Origin of the sequence: Enterobacter sp. PTB, from assembly GCF_051130085.1 — a bacterium.
In the GTDB taxonomy this organism is placed as follows: domain Bacteria; phylum Pseudomonadota; class Gammaproteobacteria; order Enterobacterales; family Enterobacteriaceae; genus Enterobacter; species Enterobacter ludwigii.
Genome location: NZ_JBDKEE010000001.1, coordinates 190,109 through 208,240, shown reverse-complemented (window position 1 = coordinate 208,240; position 18,132 = coordinate 190,109). Strand labels below are relative to the sequence as shown.

General features: G+C 50.7%; 12 protein-coding genes and 1 pseudogene. 9 read left to right on the top strand and 4 right to left on the bottom strand.

What is annotated here, in order from left to right; genetic code table 11:
• Window positions 1–54 precede the first annotated feature (54 nt).
• Genes AAIR21_RS00965 through AAIR21_RS00955 form a run of 3 tightly spaced genes read left to right on the top strand, consistent with a single transcriptional unit; the run spans window position 55 to window position 6,466 of the window.
• Window positions 55–3,609 carry a host specificity protein J gene (locus AAIR21_RS00965; protein ID WP_434679617.1) on the top strand — a complete coding sequence of 1,185 codons (3,555 nt, stop codon included), beginning with the start codon at window positions 55–57 and terminating at the stop codon, window positions 3,607–3,609.
• Between the two features lie 45 nt (window positions 3,610–3,654).
• Window positions 3,655–6,054 (top strand): pyocin knob domain-containing protein, encoded by a 2,400-nt coding sequence (locus tag AAIR21_RS00960; RefSeq protein ID WP_434679614.1) that lies wholly within the window; start codon window positions 3,655–3,657, stop codon window positions 6,052–6,054.
• Between the two features lies 1 nt (window position 6,055).
• On the top strand, window positions 6,056–6,466 hold the full coding sequence (locus AAIR21_RS00955) for a tail fiber assembly protein (RefSeq protein WP_434679611.1): 411 nt from the start codon (window positions 6,056–6,058) through the stop codon (window positions 6,464–6,466).
• 61 nt (window positions 6,467–6,527) lie between these two features.
• Here the strand turns inward: AAIR21_RS00955 and AAIR21_RS00950 are convergent, their stop codons facing one another.
• Both AAIR21_RS00950 and AAIR21_RS00945 read right to left on the bottom strand, forming a co-directional pair.
• Entirely contained in the window at window positions 6,528–7,622 is a 1,095-nt protein-coding gene (locus AAIR21_RS00950; RefSeq protein ID WP_434679608.1) for a glycosyltransferase family 9 protein, read from the bottom strand.
• Window positions 7,623–8,252: 630 nt separating this feature from the next.
• Complete coding sequence (locus AAIR21_RS00945; protein ID WP_434679605.1) at window positions 8,253–8,561, bottom strand: hypothetical protein; 309 nt, start codon at window positions 8,559–8,561, stop codon at window positions 8,253–8,255.
• Between the two features lie 470 nt (window positions 8,562–9,031).
• Here AAIR21_RS00945 and AAIR21_RS00940 point away from each other — a divergent pair.
• Window positions 9,032–9,169, top strand: a pseudogene (locus tag AAIR21_RS00940) (hypothetical protein); the annotation flags it as partial.
• Between the two features lie 679 nt (window positions 9,170–9,848).
• Here the strand turns inward: AAIR21_RS00940 and fucO are convergent.
• Window positions 9,849–10,997, bottom strand: coding sequence for a lactaldehyde reductase (gene fucO, locus AAIR21_RS00935; RefSeq protein WP_183516183.1), 1,149 nt, complete (start codon window positions 10,995–10,997; stop codon window positions 9,849–9,851).
• A gap of 27 nt (window positions 10,998–11,024) precedes the next feature.
• Complete coding sequence (fucA, locus tag AAIR21_RS00930; RefSeq protein WP_020883353.1) at window positions 11,025–11,672, bottom strand: L-fuculose-phosphate aldolase; 648 nt, start codon at window positions 11,670–11,672, stop codon at window positions 11,025–11,027.
• A gap of 542 nt (window positions 11,673–12,214) precedes the next feature.
• On the opposite strand from fucA, the gene fucP reads away from it, so the two are divergent.
• The 5 genes from fucP (at window position 12,215) to fucR (ending at window position 18,061) form a co-directional block, all read left to right on the top strand.
• Window positions 12,215–13,525 (top strand): L-fucose:H+ symporter permease, encoded by a 1,311-nt coding sequence (gene fucP / locus AAIR21_RS00925; RefSeq protein ID WP_044867021.1) that lies wholly within the window; start codon window positions 12,215–12,217, stop codon window positions 13,523–13,525.
• A 30-nt stretch (window positions 13,526–13,555) separates the two neighbouring features.
• The gene (gene fucI, locus AAIR21_RS00920; RefSeq protein ID WP_410379949.1) at window positions 13,556–15,331 is read left to right on the top strand and encodes an L-fucose isomerase; all 1,776 of its coding nucleotides are present in this window, start codon (window positions 13,556–13,558) and stop codon (window positions 15,329–15,331) included.
• A 102-nt stretch (window positions 15,332–15,433) separates the two neighbouring features.
• A complete protein-coding gene (gene fucK / locus AAIR21_RS00915) occupies window positions 15,434–16,852 on the top strand; it encodes an L-fuculokinase (RefSeq protein ID WP_183516184.1) in 1,419 nt (472 codons plus the stop codon).
• A gap of 1 nt (window position 16,853) precedes the next feature.
• Window positions 16,854–17,276 carry an L-fucose mutarotase gene (fucU, locus tag AAIR21_RS00910; RefSeq protein ID WP_020883358.1) on the top strand — a complete coding sequence of 141 codons (423 nt, stop codon included), beginning with the start codon at window positions 16,854–16,856 and terminating at the stop codon, window positions 17,274–17,276.
• Window positions 17,277–17,332: 56 nt separating this feature from the next.
• Entirely contained in the window at window positions 17,333–18,061 is a 729-nt protein-coding gene (fucR, locus tag AAIR21_RS00905; protein ID WP_183516185.1) for an L-fucose operon activator, read from the top strand.
• The last annotated feature ends 71 nt before the right edge of the window (window positions 18,062–18,132 follow it).

Sequence of the window (18,132 nt, the reverse complement as noted above, 5' to 3'; positions counted from 1 at the left end):
TTCCGGCCACTCCTTCTCCAGGTCACCTTCGGGTGGCTTTTTTACGGACGTAATATGGCAAAAGCAATCAAGGGGCGTAAGGGCGGAAGCCCCAGCGCCCGCACACCTGTTGAACAGCCTGACGATCTCCAGTCGGTCGCAAAAGCCAAAATTCTGATAGCGCTGGGCGAGGGCGAATTCGCCGGCAACCTGACCGCAAGGGATATCTACCTTGACGGCACTCCACTGGAAAATGAAGACGGCTCCAGTAATTTCAGCGGCGTGGAATGGGAGTTTCGTTCCGGCACACAGGCGCAGACGTACATTCAGGGGATTCCCGGTACCGAAAACGAAATCAATATCGGTACGGAAATCTCCAGCACAACAGCATGGACGCACACACTCACGAATACCCAGCTGTCCGCAGCCCGCGTGCGCCTTCAGTGGCCCGGACTGTATCAGCAAAAAGACAACGGCGACATGGTGGGGAATTCCATTAACTATGCCATCGATCTCCAGACCGACGGTGGTGCATGGAACACCGTAATCAATACCTCAGTAACCGGGAAAACGACGTCCGGCTACGAGCGCAGCCACCGTATTAACCTGCCACAGGCCGGGACAACGTGGACCCTCCGGGTGCGTAAAATCACCGCCGACGCCCACAGCGCTAAAATCGGCGACAAGATGGTGATGGAAAGCTACACCGAAGTGATTGACGCCAAGCTGCGCTACCCCAATACCGCACTGCTCTATATTGAATTCGACTCCAGTCAGTTCAGCGGCTCAATACCGCAGATTTCCTGCGAGCCACGTGGACGCGTTATCCGCGTGCCTGATACCTATGACCCGGAAACACGTACCTACTCCGGCACCTGGTCCGGCGTATTTAAGTGGGCCTGGACGGATAACCCGGCATGGATTTTTTACGATCTGGTTCTGAGCGAACGCTTCGGGCTGGGTGACAGGCTGACGGCAGCGAACATCGATAAATGGACGCTGTATGAAGTGGCGCAGTACTGTGACCAGCTGGTACCGGATGGCAGGGGCGGTGACGGAACGGAGCCGCGTTATATCTGCAACGTGTACGTGCAGGATCGCAATGATGCCTATACCGTTCTGAGCGACTTTGCTGCCATTTTCCGGGGGATGACCTACTGGGGTAATAACCAGATTGTCTGTTATGCAGATATGCCGCGTGATGTGGATTTCTGCTACACCGCTGCAAATGTGGTGAACGGGGAGTTTAAATACTCCGGCAGTACCACAAAAGCCCGCAATACGTCCGCACTGGTTTCCTGGTCAGATCCGGAGAATGCGTACGCCGATGCCATGGAGCCGGTGGTTGAGGCAGACCTCGTGGCCCGTTACAGGGTTTTCAATCAGCTGGAAATGACGGCTATCGGCTGTACCCGCCAGTCAGAGGCAAACCGGAAGGGGCGCTGGAGCATTCTGACCAATAACAAGGACCGGGTGGTGTCGTTTTCGGTTGGCCTTGACGGTAACATTCCGCAGCCCGGATACATTATCGCCGTTGCTGACCGGAATGTATCCGGGAAAGATTTGGGCGGCAGGATAAGCAGCGTGAATGGCCGCGTACTGACGCTCGATCGCGAGCCGGATGCTCACGCAGGCGACAGGATGATGGTGAACCTGCCGTCAGGTGCCAGCCAGAGCAGGACGATTCAGGCCGTGAACGGCAATATTGTTACCGTCAGCACGGCATACAGCGAAACACCCGAAGCGGAGAGCATCTGGATTATTGAATCCGATGCGCTTTATGCCCAGCAGTTCCGCGTGACGTCTGTTGCAGATAACGGTGACGGGACGTTTGATATTACTGCAGCTGCGCATGACCCGGACAAATATGCCCGTATTGATACCGGTGCCATCATCGACCAGCGTCCGATAAGCGTTATCCCGTCAGGCAGCCAGGCTGCGCCGCAGAATATCATCATCGACAGCTATTCAGTCGTGAATCAGGGTATCAGCCAGGAGACCATGCAGGTCAACTGGGACAAGGCAAAGGATGCCATTTCCTATGAGGCGCAGTGGCGGCGCAATGACGGAAACTGGGTGAACGTCCCGCGCAGCTCGACAACCTCCTTTGAGGTGCCGGGTATTTATTCCGGTCGCTATCTGGCCCGCGTGCGGGCGATTAACGCAGGCGAAGTCTCCAGCGACTGGGGGTATTCTGAAGAGAAGACGCTGACGGGCAAGGTGGGGAATCCGCCAGTGCCGGTGGGCCTTACCGCGACAGGTATCAACTGGGGTATCCGGATTGACTGGGGTTTCCCGGAAAATACCAGCGACACGCTGAAAACCGAGCTGCAGTACACCGCGAATGTCGACCAGTCCGATCCGCTGCTGTTGTCAGATGTGCCCTATCCGCAGTCTGAATACACCCAGCAGGGGCTGAAGGCGGGGCAGGTATTCTGGTACCGGGCGCAGCTGGTCGACAAAACAGGGAATGAATCAGGCTGGACGGGGTGGGTGAAGGGGATGGCCAACGCTGATTCGGATGATTACTTTAACGACATCACCAATAACTTCCTGACCGATGACGACGGTAAGCAGCTGACCAGCGATATTGATACCAACATTGATGGGATCCTGCAGAACGCGCTGGCCAATAACGCGACGGTTGAGCACCAGTGGGCGCAGTATGGTCAGACCCGGGCAGATATCCTGACCGTCGGGACAACCACCGCTGACAACACGAAAGCGCTGGCTGACCTGACCACTCAGGTTCAGGCTCAAAAGGATGATATGACCGCCGCTCTTGAGGAGAAGCTGACGGCAGTCGTTGACGGTGATGGTGCCACCGCCATCTACACCCTGAAGGCCGGCGTAATTGTCGATGGTGTGATGTACAACGCCGGGATGTCGCTGGCGGTTCTTGCCGATACGGGGCAGCCGGTTGTCACCCGCGTCGGGTTTAATGCCGACCAGTTCGTTCTGCTCAGCGGCAGCGGTGATACGCAGTTCTGCCCCTTTGCCGTGATTAACGGACAGGTATTTATCACCGAGGAATTTGTTCACGACGGGACTATCACCAATGCCAAAATAGGCAGTGAGATTTATTCGCTTAACTATGTAAAAGGCGTCAGCGGCTGGTATATCGGGAAAAACGGTGATGCTGAATTCAGTAACGCGATATTCAGGGGAACCATTTATGCCACGAACGGTTCTTTTACCGGCGAAATTAACGCGACGAGCGGGAAATTTAAAGGGACCGTCGAAGCCGAGCATTTTGTGGGTGATATTGCCAACATGGGGGTTGCGCCTGACTTTGATATGTTCAATTTTGATGAGAAATCGTGGGGGATTCTGACAAAAAAATACACCTTTACCGATTCCGGAGACAGTGCCTTACCCAAAAATGTTGTTTTTGAGCTGACGGTAGATTCAGCCGGCACGGGCGGGGCGGTGACTATCAATATTGCAGGAAATTCGAGGAAATTTAATTACAGCGGTAGCGGATATCACACCATCCGGCATGCGGTTGCAGGTATTAAAACCAGAGATATCACCATCACCGTTGAGTCCCGGCCGGCGAATCAGAAAGACAAGGCGCTTGCGCCGACAATTATGGTCAGTCGCGGGACTGGCTCATTCACATACGGTTAAATTTTAAACTATCTGATTATCATTAATGATTAATGAGGGGCTATTATGTCTGCAGGTTTTATCAGCCTTAAAAACAATTCAACGGCAGTGACGGGAAGCGGAACAGATTTTAAAACCGACCTTGCAGAAGGTGATTTTATTATTGCCACTGTTGGTGGTGTGACCTATACGCTGCCCGTCAAAACGATTACGGATGCCACTAACCTCATCATGGCGCGTGAATACAACGGGCCGGCCCAGGGGAATATTGCCTGGACCGCCATGCCGCGCGATACGTTAAACAGTATCAGCGCACAGATAGCCGCTGATACGGCGTATGCTATCCGTTCCCGCATTCTGGAAATCAACAACTGGTATCAGTTGCTGGAGACGAACGGTGATGTGACCATTAAGATGGCAGACGGCTCCACCTACACGGGGCCGTCATGGCTGAAAATTTGTGACCTGGCAAACGCCTCTGACCTGTCAAAAATCCAGCCGCTTGCCGACCAGATCCACAGAGATGCGACACAGGTTGCCGGCGATAAAACAGCGGCAGATAACAGCGCAAAAGCGGCATCAGCCAGTGCGTCAGGTGCTGCATCCTCTGCGACAGCTGCGAAAGGCAGCGCTGATACAGCAGGTACCAGCGCCACAGCAGCAGCGAAAAGTGCCGGCGATGCGGCAGGCTCTGCGACGGCGGCAAAAGGCAGTGCTGATACGGCAGGCAGCAGCGCCACAGCAGCAGCGAAAAGTGCCGGCGATGCGGCAGGCTCTGCGACGGCGGCAAAAGGCAGTGCTGATACGGCAGGCAGCAGCGCCACAGCAGCAGCGAAAAGTGCCGGCGATGCAGCCGGCTCTGCCACAGCAGCAAAAAACAGCGCTGATACAGCAGGTGGCAGCGCCACAGCAGCAGCGAAAAGTGCCAGTGATGCAGCAGGCTCTGCCACAGCAGCAAAACACAGTGCTGATACTGCAGGCAGCAGCGCCACGGCAGCAGCCGGCAGCGCATCATCGGCAGGCACCAGTGAAACACACGCCGCATCCAGCGCAACATCTGCCAGTCAGTCAGCCGACAGGGCAGAGGCTGCCGCCAGAAACGCGTCTGCCGGCACCGTCAAAACCGTTAACGGAAAAGCGCCTGATGACGAGGGACGAATAACGCTTGGCAGTGCGGCGGATGCGGATATCGTCACCTCCATGACCGATACGACAGCAGGGCGGGTGCCAGTTGTCGGGTGGATGGGGATAGGAGTGGGTAATTCGGGGTCAGGATGTCCAGTATCAGGCGGGATTGATTATGTTTCTGAACCAACCGGGATCTGGCAAACAACGAACGAAAATACCACCGGGACATTTCCACCCAATACTTCGCATTACGGAACACTGTTCCGAATGAGAGGTAATGCAAACGATGTGTCGCAACTCTATTTCCCTGGTGCCAGTGTTGCAAATGGCGGAAATATTTACTTCAGGCAATATAATGGCGTATCACTGAAATGGGGTAATTGGTACAAGATTTACAGTGAATTTTCTAAACCTACTGCTGCTGAAACCGGCGCACTGCCCAACCCCGGCACTCTGCTGACCTCCATATATGACATCGCAGGGAGCGGGATTTATGCTGCGCTTGGCAAGGGGAATGAAAAACCAACGGAAGGCATGCCGGATGATTCAGGCAACACGCGTTACACGGTGCTGGCAACGGAGGTTTATACCGGGCAGTACTGGGTAACACTGATAAGCAAAAATGAGTTTTATGTTGGACAGGTAGTCATTTCGGGTAAGACCGCGAACTGGTGCCGGTATTATAACACCGGCTGGAAACCCACAGCCAATGATGTCGGGGCGCTACCGCTGGCTGGTGGAACAATGGCACCAGCAGGGCAAATTAGCGTATCACAAGTCGGAAAAGGCATGTGGACCAGTCAGAACACTGTGGGTGCGCCAGTTTTTCAGAACATTGATACTACTGCCACATCTGAATACTGGCCTATTTTCAAGCAACATTATCAACAAGGAAATTCTACATGGTCGGCGGGAATGCTGATTAATGAAGGTGATTTTCATCTGCATTTTCTGAATTCAGCAGGTGATACTGCAAATTTTAGGTGGGTTAAAGACGGTCAATTTATACCCGGCAACTACACCAACTTTGACGCGCGCTATGGGCAGAAGAATACCGCCAGCAAATCCGCTAATTCCATGTATACAAAAGACGAAACCACGGGAGTTATGGAAGTTGTAATGAGCAACATAAACGTCCCTAACAATACAAGCATCAATGTGACGTTTCCTGTTGCGTTCCCAACGGTCTGCGTGGGGGTGGTTATTACCTACAATGGTGCGGGAATGGGAAAAGATAGCGACTCAGCTATTTTCGTTCCGTCATACAGTCGCACCGGTTGTGTGCTGCATGCGTCCAATGCCAATGGTAACTTCACACTTATAGCTAAAGGTTATTGATATGACAGTTTATTTTAGCGCTACGGAGACTGGTTTTTATAATGACCTCTACAAGGCCGATTATATGGATGCAGGCACCTGGCCCGATGATGCCGTTGAAATCAGCGACATTGAATACCAGTCCCTGCTCAGCGGTCAGGAAAACGGCTACGAAATCACCCCGGATGCCAGTGGAAAGCCAGTACTGACCGACCCGGTTGTTGACCCGGTGGTTGTGGCTGAAGGGACGAAGCGGCAGTTGCTGGCGGAGGCTGACAAAATCATCACCCCTCTGGAACGTGCCGTGAAGCACAGCATGGTAACCGAAGAAGAAAAACTCCGCCTTGCAGCTTGGGAGAAATATAGCGTACTGGTGAGCAGGGTTAACCCGGAGGATGCACCAGATATCGACTGGCCTTTAAAGCCTTTGTAAGCTATGTTCAGGGTCTTGGTCGTCGCCAGGACTCTGCAATGTTACAATTATTTTTTTGCATCTAATATCCAAGGATTTGTACTAGCTCACTCTCAATCGAGTTTATTATGACGTCAATGTTAGCGTCACTAATTCTTTTTTCTTTCAAGTTTATTTGCGTGGCTGTGTTATAGTTAGCACCCCAAATAACAGCGTTATTTGAATATTTGTCTAGCATTTTAAATGGGTATATGCATATGATTCTTTTGTTAAATACGCGAGAAAGATGAACTATAGAAGTATCTGGCGAAACAATAAGGTCACTATTTTTTATAATTTCAGCTGATGTGAAAAATGAAGGGTACGTATTTATTGAGGTGTTTTCATTTTGTGGTATCCATTGTATTTTATCCTGCTCTCCAATTATGATAACATGGATGTTATTCTTAAATTTGGTTAGATAATAAAGGATTTGATTTATTTGTACTTCGGAAAAACAGCGTTCTTTAACACTCCCGTACGGGGAAAATGCCACCAATTTTTTGTGATTAAGAGGGTGTATTAAATGGGAACATTCTTTTGTATTTGTTTCAGGGATGATTAAAGTATAGTCATATTGAAGTGTGTGTATTTGAAAGTATGCCAGTAGGTCAATATACCTTGTGCTAATGTGAGAGTGAGGGTTGCTTATTTTTATAATATGATCATATATACTGTATCCCTGAACGAACCCTAAGGTTTTTTCAGGCTGGCAGAGTCGCATTAAATTAAATGTTTGGATGCTGGAATGTGTTATTTCATTTGAATCAATAAAGCAAAATGGAGCTATGTCTTTAAGTTTCTCTATTAACTCGCTCTGGTTTTCTTTGGTGTACAAATAAAGTGACTTAATGCCTGCCCATTGCTGAAAGAGAAAATAAGTTCTTCTGTCAGCTATTATTGAGATATGATAGCCATTCTTAATTAGAAGCTCAATCGCTCCACTGGCAACAATAGCATCACCGATACCTTTCCCTATAAAAGGCATAATCAAGTGGTTGAGGGGTGTTGGCGGATTTTTTTTAAATGATATTTTTCTAGCTGCCAGGGAACTTAGCAATTTTAATTTAAATTGTAATTTCTTTTTTTTGAAAATGTGGTTTTTAGACCTGTTTATTTTTTTTAACCATCCAATCACAATGTTTTCCTTATATAAGATGTTAGGCGTAATGTTTTAATCGTAAGGGCAATCCTGATGCTCTTCCTGGTTTTCATCTTTAATAAAGAAAGAAATTGAAATTTTCCCAATTATATACCAGGTCGATAAAAATAGGAGTATATATAATAAAATCAATTGATTTCTCCTGTAAATTAAAAAGTATCATTGCTCTAGTCGTTATCGGCATCGTCAGGACGGGATTCCACTTTGATAATTTCTTAACCAAAGAGTAAGTAAGGATTCCAGCCAACTCGCCAACGCTTACTGACGATGATGTTTTAGTAACGCAAGAGCTACGTGGTTAACCAGTTCTGTATGTACCGGTAAATCAGCAAAGGAAACTGATCATAGCGATTCTCATAACGGGAGATTTATATGGCAAGTAAAAAATGGTGCTGGCGCTAACCAGAACGACTATAACGATGGAAAATACGGATCCGGGAAACGCCACGAATGAGGGTGACGGTGTAGTTTTTGGGTAACCAGTTCATCGCAGGACCGAGGTTTGAACTGCAGCGCCACGGCAAGGAGGCCAATGAGAATCCGACCGGAACATTCTGTGAACGGGTTCAGATCAGCGCTGATAATGTTCTCTCCGCTGAGTTTACATCATTTGATCATGTAAAGAGCTATATCTTTTCCCGTTCCGCTTGGCTCACTCCAAAAGTAAGACATCGCCTGACATTTACTGGCGGCAATCTCATCAGCATCAGTATAAGCAACCGGATTTTTCGTAACTTGACGATACTCAATTAATTCACGCGCCATAGCTTGAATTTCTTCCAGTGAAGGAAGCTTTACTTGTGTAGTTAAGCAGAAACAAAAATGTTGTAATTGATCATCGGATATGGTTGATTTAATTGATTTTTCAATGTCTGACATAGGGGCGATTGAGAGTTCAGATAGATGGTTATTCATATAATTTTTGTGAATTTCTCAGAGTAAAAGGTTATGGAGTTAACTAAATAGTACTGTTGGAGAAATAACTTTGGAAAAAAGTTGCCTTAGAGGGTGGCGGTGCAGTTTTAGATTAAACCGATCAGCGCAAGATGAAAGGTAAAACCACACCGCCATTGATAACGAGTTAGCACAGCACCGCTTCCATGCGGAATCCTGTGAGCTGTGCTATGTCTGGAAACCGATGAAAGAACCAGACGCGCTAAATTTGTTAACGGGTTGGTATGATTGTCAAGATTTTGTGCCATGCATAGCAGCCGTATCAGGCTAAGCGAGATTAGCTATTTTTCTCGTATTTACTTTTTTGAAGAGTATTTCTTTTCTTACGTGCAAATTGTAATCATTTACATTGTGAACCATTTTGCGTGTTGTCATGCAGCGTTACCTTGAGTACGTTTTATAACCTCACTTATGATTAAGGCGTTCGCTACATGAAACTTAATAATGGCCCAATCAAATGTCCTTACTGTGGCTGTCTGAGTGCTTACTATGAAATTGATCGCATCGCAGAACTAAGGGAAAAGGCTTCAAGAGGAATGAGCGAGCCCGAGTGGGAAGAGCTTTTGCAATAACATAAAAAGAGAGCGTTTTGCCTCATGTGCCATAAGACAATAGAGTTGCCCAAGAATCATAAATAGGAAGGTGGCGCAGCACCCCTGAGTGATTACCAGCGCTGCGCCAGTGTCTGGATAGCTGGTAGAACCCAGACCGTGTGGATAATCGAAACGGTAATTTACTTTGTCAACGAGGGAATGTTTTTCATATTCTGCATACTCTAATTCGATGAACGGTAGTCGTATTGTCGCTCGCGGTTTTTTTACCTAACATAAATTATGGTGAAACTCGCAGAAACAGGGGTGAAATAAGCTGAAATGTTAGGAGAAATAAAGTTAACTTATTGATTTTTAAGGTTTACGAGCGGGGTTTAAAATCCCTCGGCGTTCGCGCTGTGTGGGTTCAAGTCCCACTCCGGCTACCATGGGAAAAAGCAGAATAATCAAAGCAATAAGCAGTGTCGTGAAACCACCGAAAGGTGGTTTTTTTGTGCCTGTTTTTCGCCGTATACCCTAGTTTCACCCTTCAACTTCGCCACAATAAGAGGGCAATCATGCCCAACAATGGCCATTACCGATAGGATCTGTCGGCGTCGGTCGTCAGCTGCGAAATCACGGTTTTAAATACTGATGGCACTGTCTCTCTGCGTCACCCGGCCCAGAAGGGGCCTCTAAACCGGGTAACGCAGTTGCACTACCAGGCGGTATGGTACAGCTCGCTAATATCTGCCAGGCTCGCTTCCCGTGGGTTGCCGGCAGTACAGACATCATCATATGCCGCCTGGGCCAGCATCGGGATATCTTCTTTTTGTATTCCAGCCTCACGCAGATGGAGCGGGATCCCCACATCGTGATTAAGCCTGAAGACGGCATCCACGGCAGCATTGCGCGCGTCTGCAAGGCTCAGCCCTTCAACCTTCACGCCCATCGCCCGTGCAATATCGCGGAATTTATCGCCTGTAAAGTCAGCGTTGTAACGCATGATATGAGGCAGCAAAATGGCATTTGCCACGCCGTGCGGTGTGTCATAAAAAGCACCCAGCGGGTGCGCCATACCGTGAACCAGCCCCAGGCCAACGTTGGAAAAGCCCATGCCGGCAACATACTGGCCCAGCGCCATTGCCTCGACGGCATCTCGATCGCCCTTGACTGAATCGCGCAGCGCGCCGGCAATAATCTCAATCGCCTTGATGTGTAGCGCATCGGTCAAGGCCCATGCGCCCCGGGTAATATACCCTTCAATCGCATGGGTCAGCGCATCAACGCCGGTTGCTGCTTTCAGCACTGGCGGCATACCGTCCATCATATCTGCATCGATAAAAGCCACCTGCGGAATGTCGTGCGGATCGACGCAAACAAATTTACGCCGCTTCTCTTCATCAGTGATCACGTAGTTAATGGTCACTTCAGCCGCTGTTCCGGCTGTAGTGGGAATGGCCAGAACGGGTACGCTGGGGTTACGGGTTGGGGAGAGGCCTTCAAGGCTACGAACATCCTTAAACGCCGGGTTATTGCTGATAATACCGATTGCCTTACAGGTATCCTGAGGCGAGCCGCCCCCGATAGCGATAAGGTAATCTGCGCCGCTGTTCTGAAAAACACCCAGCCCTTCCTGTACTATTCCGATTGTCGGGTTAGGAAGCACGCCAGAGTATATTTCCCAGGCCAACCCCGCTTCGTCCAGCTTATCCGTGACCTTCGCCACCACGCCACACTGTATCAGCGTCCTGTCGGTGACAATCAGCGCTTTTTGATAGCCGCGACGCTTTACCTCATCGCAAAGCATCCCTGTCGCGCCCCGGCCAAACCAGGCCGTTTCGTTCAAAATCATTCTTTTCGCCATGGCATTTCTCCTGTTTGCTATGCGATGTCATTCTTCAATGCGCAGTCCGTAGGTTTTGAATTTTTCCAGCACAATGGCGATAGCATCGTCATCCAGTACCGGGACCGGATCCGTTATTGCCAGCGTGCAAAGGTACAGTTGTGCCAGTACTTCAACTTCATGCGCCAGCCACAGGGCTTTTTCCAGATTTGCTTCACAGGCAATTAAGCCGTGGTGCTGTAACAGCGTTGCTTTGCGGTTCCTGAGGGCAAAGGCGACATAGTCGGACAACTCGCGTGTCCCAAATGTGGCATATGGCGCGCAGGGTATGGAATTACCGCCTGCGGCGGCAATCATGTAATGAATGGCCGGGATAGGGCGGTTAAGAATAGACACGGCGGTACAGTGCACCGCATGGTTATGCACCACCGCCTGCGCATCCGGGCGCGTCTGGTACGCGGCCATATGGAAACGCCACTCGCTGGAAGGCAGTTTGCCCTGTTCATGCTGACCGTCGGCATCAATATAAACGATGTGTGACTCCGTCAGTTTTTCATAGGGGATCCCCGTTGGCGTTATCAATATCCCGTCCTGATAGCGCACGCTGACGTTGCCAGCCGTGCCCTGATTTAGCCCCAGGCGGGTCATTTCCAGGCAGGTATCAATAATCTGCCGCGCCAGTCTATTTCGTTCCATTTGTTACCTCTCTTGATGATCTAAAGCACCAGCAGAACAAGCCTGTTGTCCTGATGAGTTAACCGTATATTTGCGCACCATCTTTATAGGGAATAACGCTAAAAGAATTACGGTGGTTGCACTTTGTGATCGCCATCAATTAATAGTCGGGAATTGATCCTTATTCGATTAATTCATTTCGGTAAAAATGACCGATTCAGAAGATTTTTATTCAAACAGTCGTTTTGATGATTTTTACCGTGAAATGCCCGTTTTCGGAGTAATACATTAAATCGGTCACTGGGGTTGTGGTTTTTCATGTTTATTTTCCCCGATGGGGGTTGTTTTTATTAAATTTAAAGTGATAACGATCACATAAAGATATCGCGTTGCCGTTAAATGTGATTGTCATCATATTCGCCCCCCTTTTTTACATGAAAATGCATTCACGAGATCATTCCGATCGCCAGATTCGCGCCAGTAAAAGTAAAGCACCTTTTTATTTTTACCGTCTGGCAAGAAAGGAAAGTCACATTCTGACGCTTCTGACTAACGAGGGTGTTATGGGAAATACAACAATACCAACGCAGAGTTTTCGTGCGGTCAATGCCGGGCAAGCCCAGCGTTACATTATTCCTTTCGCGTTACTCTGTTCACTGTTTTTTCTTTGGGCAGTCGCTAATAACCTGAATGACATTTTACTCCCCCAATTTCAGCAAGCCTTTACCCTGACAAACTTCCAGGCTGGCCTGATACAATCTGCGTTCTATTTCGGCTACTTTGTCATTCCAGTTCCTGCCGGAATACTGATGAAAAAACTCAGCTATAAGGCAGGTATTATTACCGGATTGTTTTTATATGCCATTGGTGCTGCATTATTCTGGCCTGCGGCTGAGTTAATGAATTATACATTGTTTCTTGTCGGTCTTTTTATTATAGCGGCGGGGTTAGGTTGCCTTGAAACTGCTGCTAACCCCTTTGTGACAGTGCTGGGGCCAGAGAGTGGTGGTCATTTCCGTCTTAATCTGGCGCAAACTTTTAATTCTTTTGGTGCTATTATTGCCGTTGTGTTTGGACAAAGCCTAATTTTGTCTAACGTACCGCATCACTCTCAGTCGGTACTCGATAAAATGACGCCAGAACAGCTAAGCATTTATAAGCACAGCCTGGTGTTATCCGTACAAACGCCTTATATGATTATCGTGGCAATTGTATTGTTGGTCGCCCTGCTGATTATGTTGACCAAATTTCCGGTCCTTCAGAGCGATAATCACGTCGACGGCACACAAAGCACATTTTCTGCCTCTCTTTCCCGTCTGGTCCGTATTCGCCACTGGCGCTGGGCGGTGCTGGCGCAATTCTGTTATGTCGGCGCGCAAACTGCCTGCTGGAGCTACCTGATCCGGTACGCTATTGAAGAGATCCCCGGTATGACACCAGGTTTCGCCGCCAACTACCTGACCGGCACCATGGTGTGCTTCTTCATCGGTCGTTTTACCGGTACATGGCTAATCAGCCGCTTCGCACCGCATAAAGTACTGGCCGCTTATGCCCTGCTTGCCATGGTGCTATGCCTGGTCTCCGCCGTATTCGGCGGCCATTTCGGTCTACTGGCGCTAACGCTGTGCAGTGCATTTATGTCTATTCAGTACCCAACCATTTTCTCCCTTGGGATTAAGAACCTGGGTCAGGACACCAAATACGGCTCGTCATTCATCGTCATGACCATTATCGGCGGCGGGATTGTGACGCCGGTCATGGGCTTTGTCAGCGATGCTGCAGGCAATATCCCAACAGCAGAACTGGTTCCGGCAGTGTGTTTTGCCGTCATCTTCATCTTTGCCCGTTTCCGTTCGCAAGCGGCAACGAATTAAACCTGTATCCGAAAACGTGAGGGATCTGTCATGAAAAAAATCAGCTTACCGAAAATAGGTATCCGTCCGGTGATTGATGGTCGTCGTATGGGGGTTCGTGAGTCTCTGGAGGAGCAAACCCTGAATATGGCCAACGCCACCGCCGCGCTGCTCACTGAAAAGCTTCGTCACCCCAACGGCGAGCAAATTGAATGCGTCATTGCTGACGGTTGCATTGCAGGGATGGCCGAATCTGCCGCCTGTGAAGAAAAATTCAGCAGCCAGAACGTCGGCGTGACCATCACCGTGACGCCGTGCTGGTGCTACGGGAGCGAAACGATCGATATGGACCCCATGCGTCCGAAAGCCATCTGGGGTTTTAACGGGACTGAACGTCCGGGTGCCGTTTATCTGGCCGCCGCGCTGGCTGCACACAGCCAGAAAGGGATTCCGGCATTCTCTATTTATGGTCATGATGTCCAGGACGCCGACGACACCTCGATTCCCGAAGATGTTGAGGAAAAACTGCTGCGCTTTGCGCGTGCCGGTTTAGCCGTCGCCAGTATGAAGGGGAAAAGCTATCTCTCCATTGGGGGTGTGTCGATGGGGATTGCCGGTTCCATCGTCGACCCTAACTTCTTCGAATCCTGGCTGGGGATGAAGGTACAGGCAGTTGATATGACTGAACTGCGCCGCCGCATTGATCAGAAAATCTTCGATGAAACCGAACTGGAAATGGCGCTGGCCTGGGCGGACAAAAACTTCCGCTACGGCGAAGACCAGAACGCGCAGCAGTATAAGCGTAACGAAGCGCAAAACCGTGAGGTGCTGAAAGAGAGCCTGCTGATGGCGATGTGTATCCGCGACATGATGCAGGGCAACCCAGCACTGGCGGAAAAAGGGCGGGTGGAAGAATCGCTGGGCTACAACGCCATTGCGGCAGGCTTCCAGGGCCAGCGTCACTGGACCGATCAATACCCGAACGGCGATACCGCCGAAGCGTTGCTTAACAGTTCCTTTGACTGGAATGGCGTGCGTGAACCCTTTGTCGTCGCGACCGAAAATGACAGCCTCAACGGCGTCGCGATGCTAATGGGCCACCAGTTGACCGGCACAGCACAGGTGTTCGCCGACGTGCGCACCTACTGGTCTCCAGAAGCGGTAGCGCGCGTGACCGGTCAACCGCTCAGCGGTCTGGCTGAGAAGGGTATTATCCACCTGATCAACTCCGGCTCTGCGGCTCTCGATGGCTCATGCAAACAGCGCGACAGCGATGGCAAGCCAACGATGAAACCATTCTGGAACATTAGCCAGCAGGAGGTTGATGCCTGCCTGGCGGCCACCGAATGGTGTCCGGCGATACATGAATATTTCCGCGGCGGCGGTTTCTCTTCTCGCTTCCTGACGGAAGGCGGCGTGCCGTTCACCATGACTCGCGTGAATATCATAAAAGGTCTTGGCCCGGTTCTGCAGATTGCAGAAGGCTGGAGCGTGGAACTGCCGAAAGAGATGCACGATCAGCTTGACGCCCGTACCAACTCAACCTGGCCGACCACCTGGTTTGCACCACGTCTGACGGGTAAAGGTCCCTTTACCGACGTTTATTCCGTGATGGCGAACTGGGGGGCAAACCATGGCGTGTTGACCATCGGCCACGTCGGCGCAGACTTCATCACCCTGGCATCAATGCTGCGAATTCCGGTCTGCATGCATAACGTGGAAGAGTCGAAGGTCTATCGTCCTTCCGCCTGGGCTGCGCACGGCATGGATAGCGAAGGCCAGGATTATCGTGCCTGTCAAAACTATGGCCCGCTGTACAAACGTTGAGTAAACGTCTTTGCCCGGTAGCGTATGTTTACCGGGCCTGTAAAACACCGAATTGCAGGCCGGATAAGCGACACGTTAGCCGGCGACGTTTCAGGAGTTGCTATGAAACAAGAGGTTATTCTGGTTCTCGACTGCGGAGCGACCAATATCCGGGCCATTGCCGTTGACCGGCAGGGCAAAATTATCGCCCGTGCCGCTACGGCAAATGCCAGCGACATCGCCATAGAAAATAGCGCCTGGCACCAGTGGTCTCTCGAGGCCATTATGCAACGCTTCGCGGACTGTTGCCGCTCGCTGAAGACGAGTCTGGCAAACTGCCACGTTCGCGGCGTCACGGTGACCACCTTCGGCGTTGATGGCGCGCTGGTCGATGAGCACGGCAGGCTGCTCTACCCAATCATCAGCTGGAAATGCCCACGCACCGCCGAAGTGATGAAAAATATTGGCCGCTTGCTGTCACCTCAGCGGCTTCAGGACATTTCCGGCGTGGGGGCATTTGGCTTCAATACGCTGTATAAGCTGGTGTGGCTAAAAGAAAATCACCCGCAGCTGTTGGAACAGGCACACGCCTGGCTGTTTATCTCGTCGCTGATTAACCACCGTCTGACCGGCGAATTCACCACCGACGTTACTATGGCAGGGACCAGCCAGATGCTGGATATTCAACAGCGCGATTTCAGCCATGAAATTTTGCAGGCGGCGGGTTTGCCGCGTCGGCTCTTCCCACGTCTGGTGGAAGCCGGTGAGCTCGTCGGTAATTTACAGTCTGATGCTGCCCAATGGCTTGACCTACCCGCCGGTATCCCGGTGATTTCCGCCGGACACGATACCCAGTTTGCGTTGTTTGGTGCAGGTGCCGCGGCGGATGAACCCGTCCTCTCCTCGGGAACATGGGAGATCCTGATGGTGCGCAGTGCGCAGGTCAACACGCCGCTGCTCAGTCGCTACGTCGGTTCTACCTGCGAACTGGACAGCCAGCCAGGGCTGTATAACCCTGGCATGCAGTGGCTGGCATCGGGCGTACTTGAATGGGTACGTAAACTGCTTTGGACCGAAGAGACGCCCTGGCAAACGCTGATTGAGACAGCCCGCCGCATACCCATGGGGTCCGAAGGGGTGAAAATGCACTGTGATCTCCTCGGCTGTCAGCATGCAGGCTGGGAGGGCGTCACACTCAACACCACACGCGGTCATTTTTATCGCGCTGCGCTGGAGGGCCTCACCGGGCAGCTGGCGCAGAATCTGCGCACGCTGGAAAAGATTGGTCACTTCAATGCGACTGAACTGCTGCTGGTCGGCGGTGGCAGCCGTAACATGCTGTGGAACCAGATCAAAGCCAATATGCTCGGCATCCCCATCAAGGTACTTGATGATGCTGAAACCACTGTCGCGGGGGCAGCCCTGTTTGGCTGGTACGGGGTCGGAGAATTTACGAGCCCGGAACATGCCAGAGCGCAGGTGCATTATCAGTACCGCTACTTCTTTCCGGAAACCGAATCTGCACCGATCGAGGGAGTTTGAGATGTTAAAAACGATTTCACCGTTAATATCACCTGAACTACTGAAAGTCCTGGCCGAAATGGGCCACGGCGATGAGATTATTTTTTCTGATGCCCATTTCCCCGCCCACAGTATGGGGCCGCAGGTTATACGCGCCGATGGGCTAAAGGTCAGCGAATTGCTGCATGCGATTATCCCGCTGTTTGAGCTCGACAGCTACGCGCCGCCACTGGTGATGATGGCTGCAGTTGAGGGTGACTCCCTCGATCCCCGTGTTGAGGCTCGCTATCGCGATGCGCTTTCACGTCAGGCACCCTGTCCGGCAATTACCCGCATTGACCGCTATGCGTTTTACGCACGTGCCAAAAAATCCTTTGCGATCGTTGTCACAGGGGAGTGTGCTAAATACGGGAATATTCTTTTAAAAAAGGGGGTAACGCCGTAATCTCATGTCGGTGCGCCCGCCAGCGCGGGCGTGTATCGAATGATGGGTGAGAAAAAATGAAAGAGGCACGTCAGCAAACGATAATCGACCTGTTGATTCAGTATCATAGTCTGACGACGGACGTTTTATCCACCCAGCTTAACGTCAGTAAAGAGACCATTCGCCGGGATCTCAGCGAACTGCAGGCGCAGGGAAAAGTGCTGCGCAACCACGGTCGGGCGAAATATATTCACCGGGAAAACCAGGACAGCGGTGATCCTTTTCATATTCGCCTTAAGAGCCACTTCACGCATAAAGCGGATATCGCCAGAGAGGCGCTGGAGTGGATTGAAGCCGGGATGGTCATTGCCCTGGATGCCAGCTCAACCTGCTGGTACCTTGCGCGTCAACTGCCTGACATCGATATTCAGGTCTTTACTAACAGTCACCCCATCTGTCTGGAACTGGGCAAACGTGAACAGATTCAACTTATTAGCTCCGGCGGTAAACTCGAGCGTAAGTATGGCTGCTACGTTAACCCCTCGTTGATTTCACAACTCAAAGTGCTGGACATCGACCTGTTTATCTTCTCCTGCGAAGGGATAGACAGTCATGGAGGGTTGTGGGATTCCAACAGGGTCAACGCCGGCTTCAAATCGCTGCTACTCAAGCGCGCTTCTCAGTCTTTATTGTTGATAGATAAGAGTAAGTTTAATCGTTCAGGGGAGGCCAGAATTGGGCACCTGGATGAGGTAACGCATATTGTGTCTGACACACAACTGAATGAATCAGGGCTGAGACAATAAGCCACCTGACATATTATGACGCAATTAAGTCTATTAGGGATGTGTTTGTTCGCGATAGCGTTAACGTATTA

Excerpts from the sequence above, each read along its gene's own strand:
- AAIR21_RS00965 (WP_434679617.1), top strand. The coding sequence starts at position 55 with ATGGCAAAAGCAATCAAGGGGCGTAAGGGCGGAAGCCCCAGCGCCCGC.
- AAIR21_RS00960 (WP_434679614.1), top strand. The coding sequence starts at position 3,655 with ATGTCTGCAGGTTTTATCAGCCTTAAAAACAATTCAACGGCAGTGACG.
- AAIR21_RS00955 (WP_434679611.1), top strand. The coding sequence starts at position 6,056 with ATGACAGTTTATTTTAGCGCTACGGAGACTGGTTTTTATAATGACCTC.
- AAIR21_RS00945 (WP_434679605.1), bottom strand. The coding sequence starts at position 8,561 with ATGAATAACCATCTATCTGAACTCTCAATCGCCCCTATGTCAGACATT.
- fucO (WP_183516183.1), bottom strand. The coding sequence starts at position 10,997 with ATGGCGAAAAGAATGATTTTGAACGAAACGGCCTGGTTTGGCCGGGGC.
- fucA (WP_020883353.1), bottom strand. The coding sequence starts at position 11,672 with ATGGAACGAAATAGACTGGCGCGGCAGATTATTGATACCTGCCTGGAA.
- fucP (WP_044867021.1), top strand. The coding sequence starts at position 12,215 with ATGGGAAATACAACAATACCAACGCAGAGTTTTCGTGCGGTCAATGCC.
- fucI (WP_410379949.1), top strand. The coding sequence starts at position 13,556 with ATGAAAAAAATCAGCTTACCGAAAATAGGTATCCGTCCGGTGATTGAT.
- fucK (WP_183516184.1), top strand. The coding sequence starts at position 15,434 with ATGAAACAAGAGGTTATTCTGGTTCTCGACTGCGGAGCGACCAATATC.
- fucU (WP_020883358.1), top strand. The coding sequence starts at position 16,854 with ATGTTAAAAACGATTTCACCGTTAATATCACCTGAACTACTGAAAGTC.
- fucR (WP_183516185.1), top strand. The coding sequence starts at position 17,333 with ATGAAAGAGGCACGTCAGCAAACGATAATCGACCTGTTGATTCAGTAT.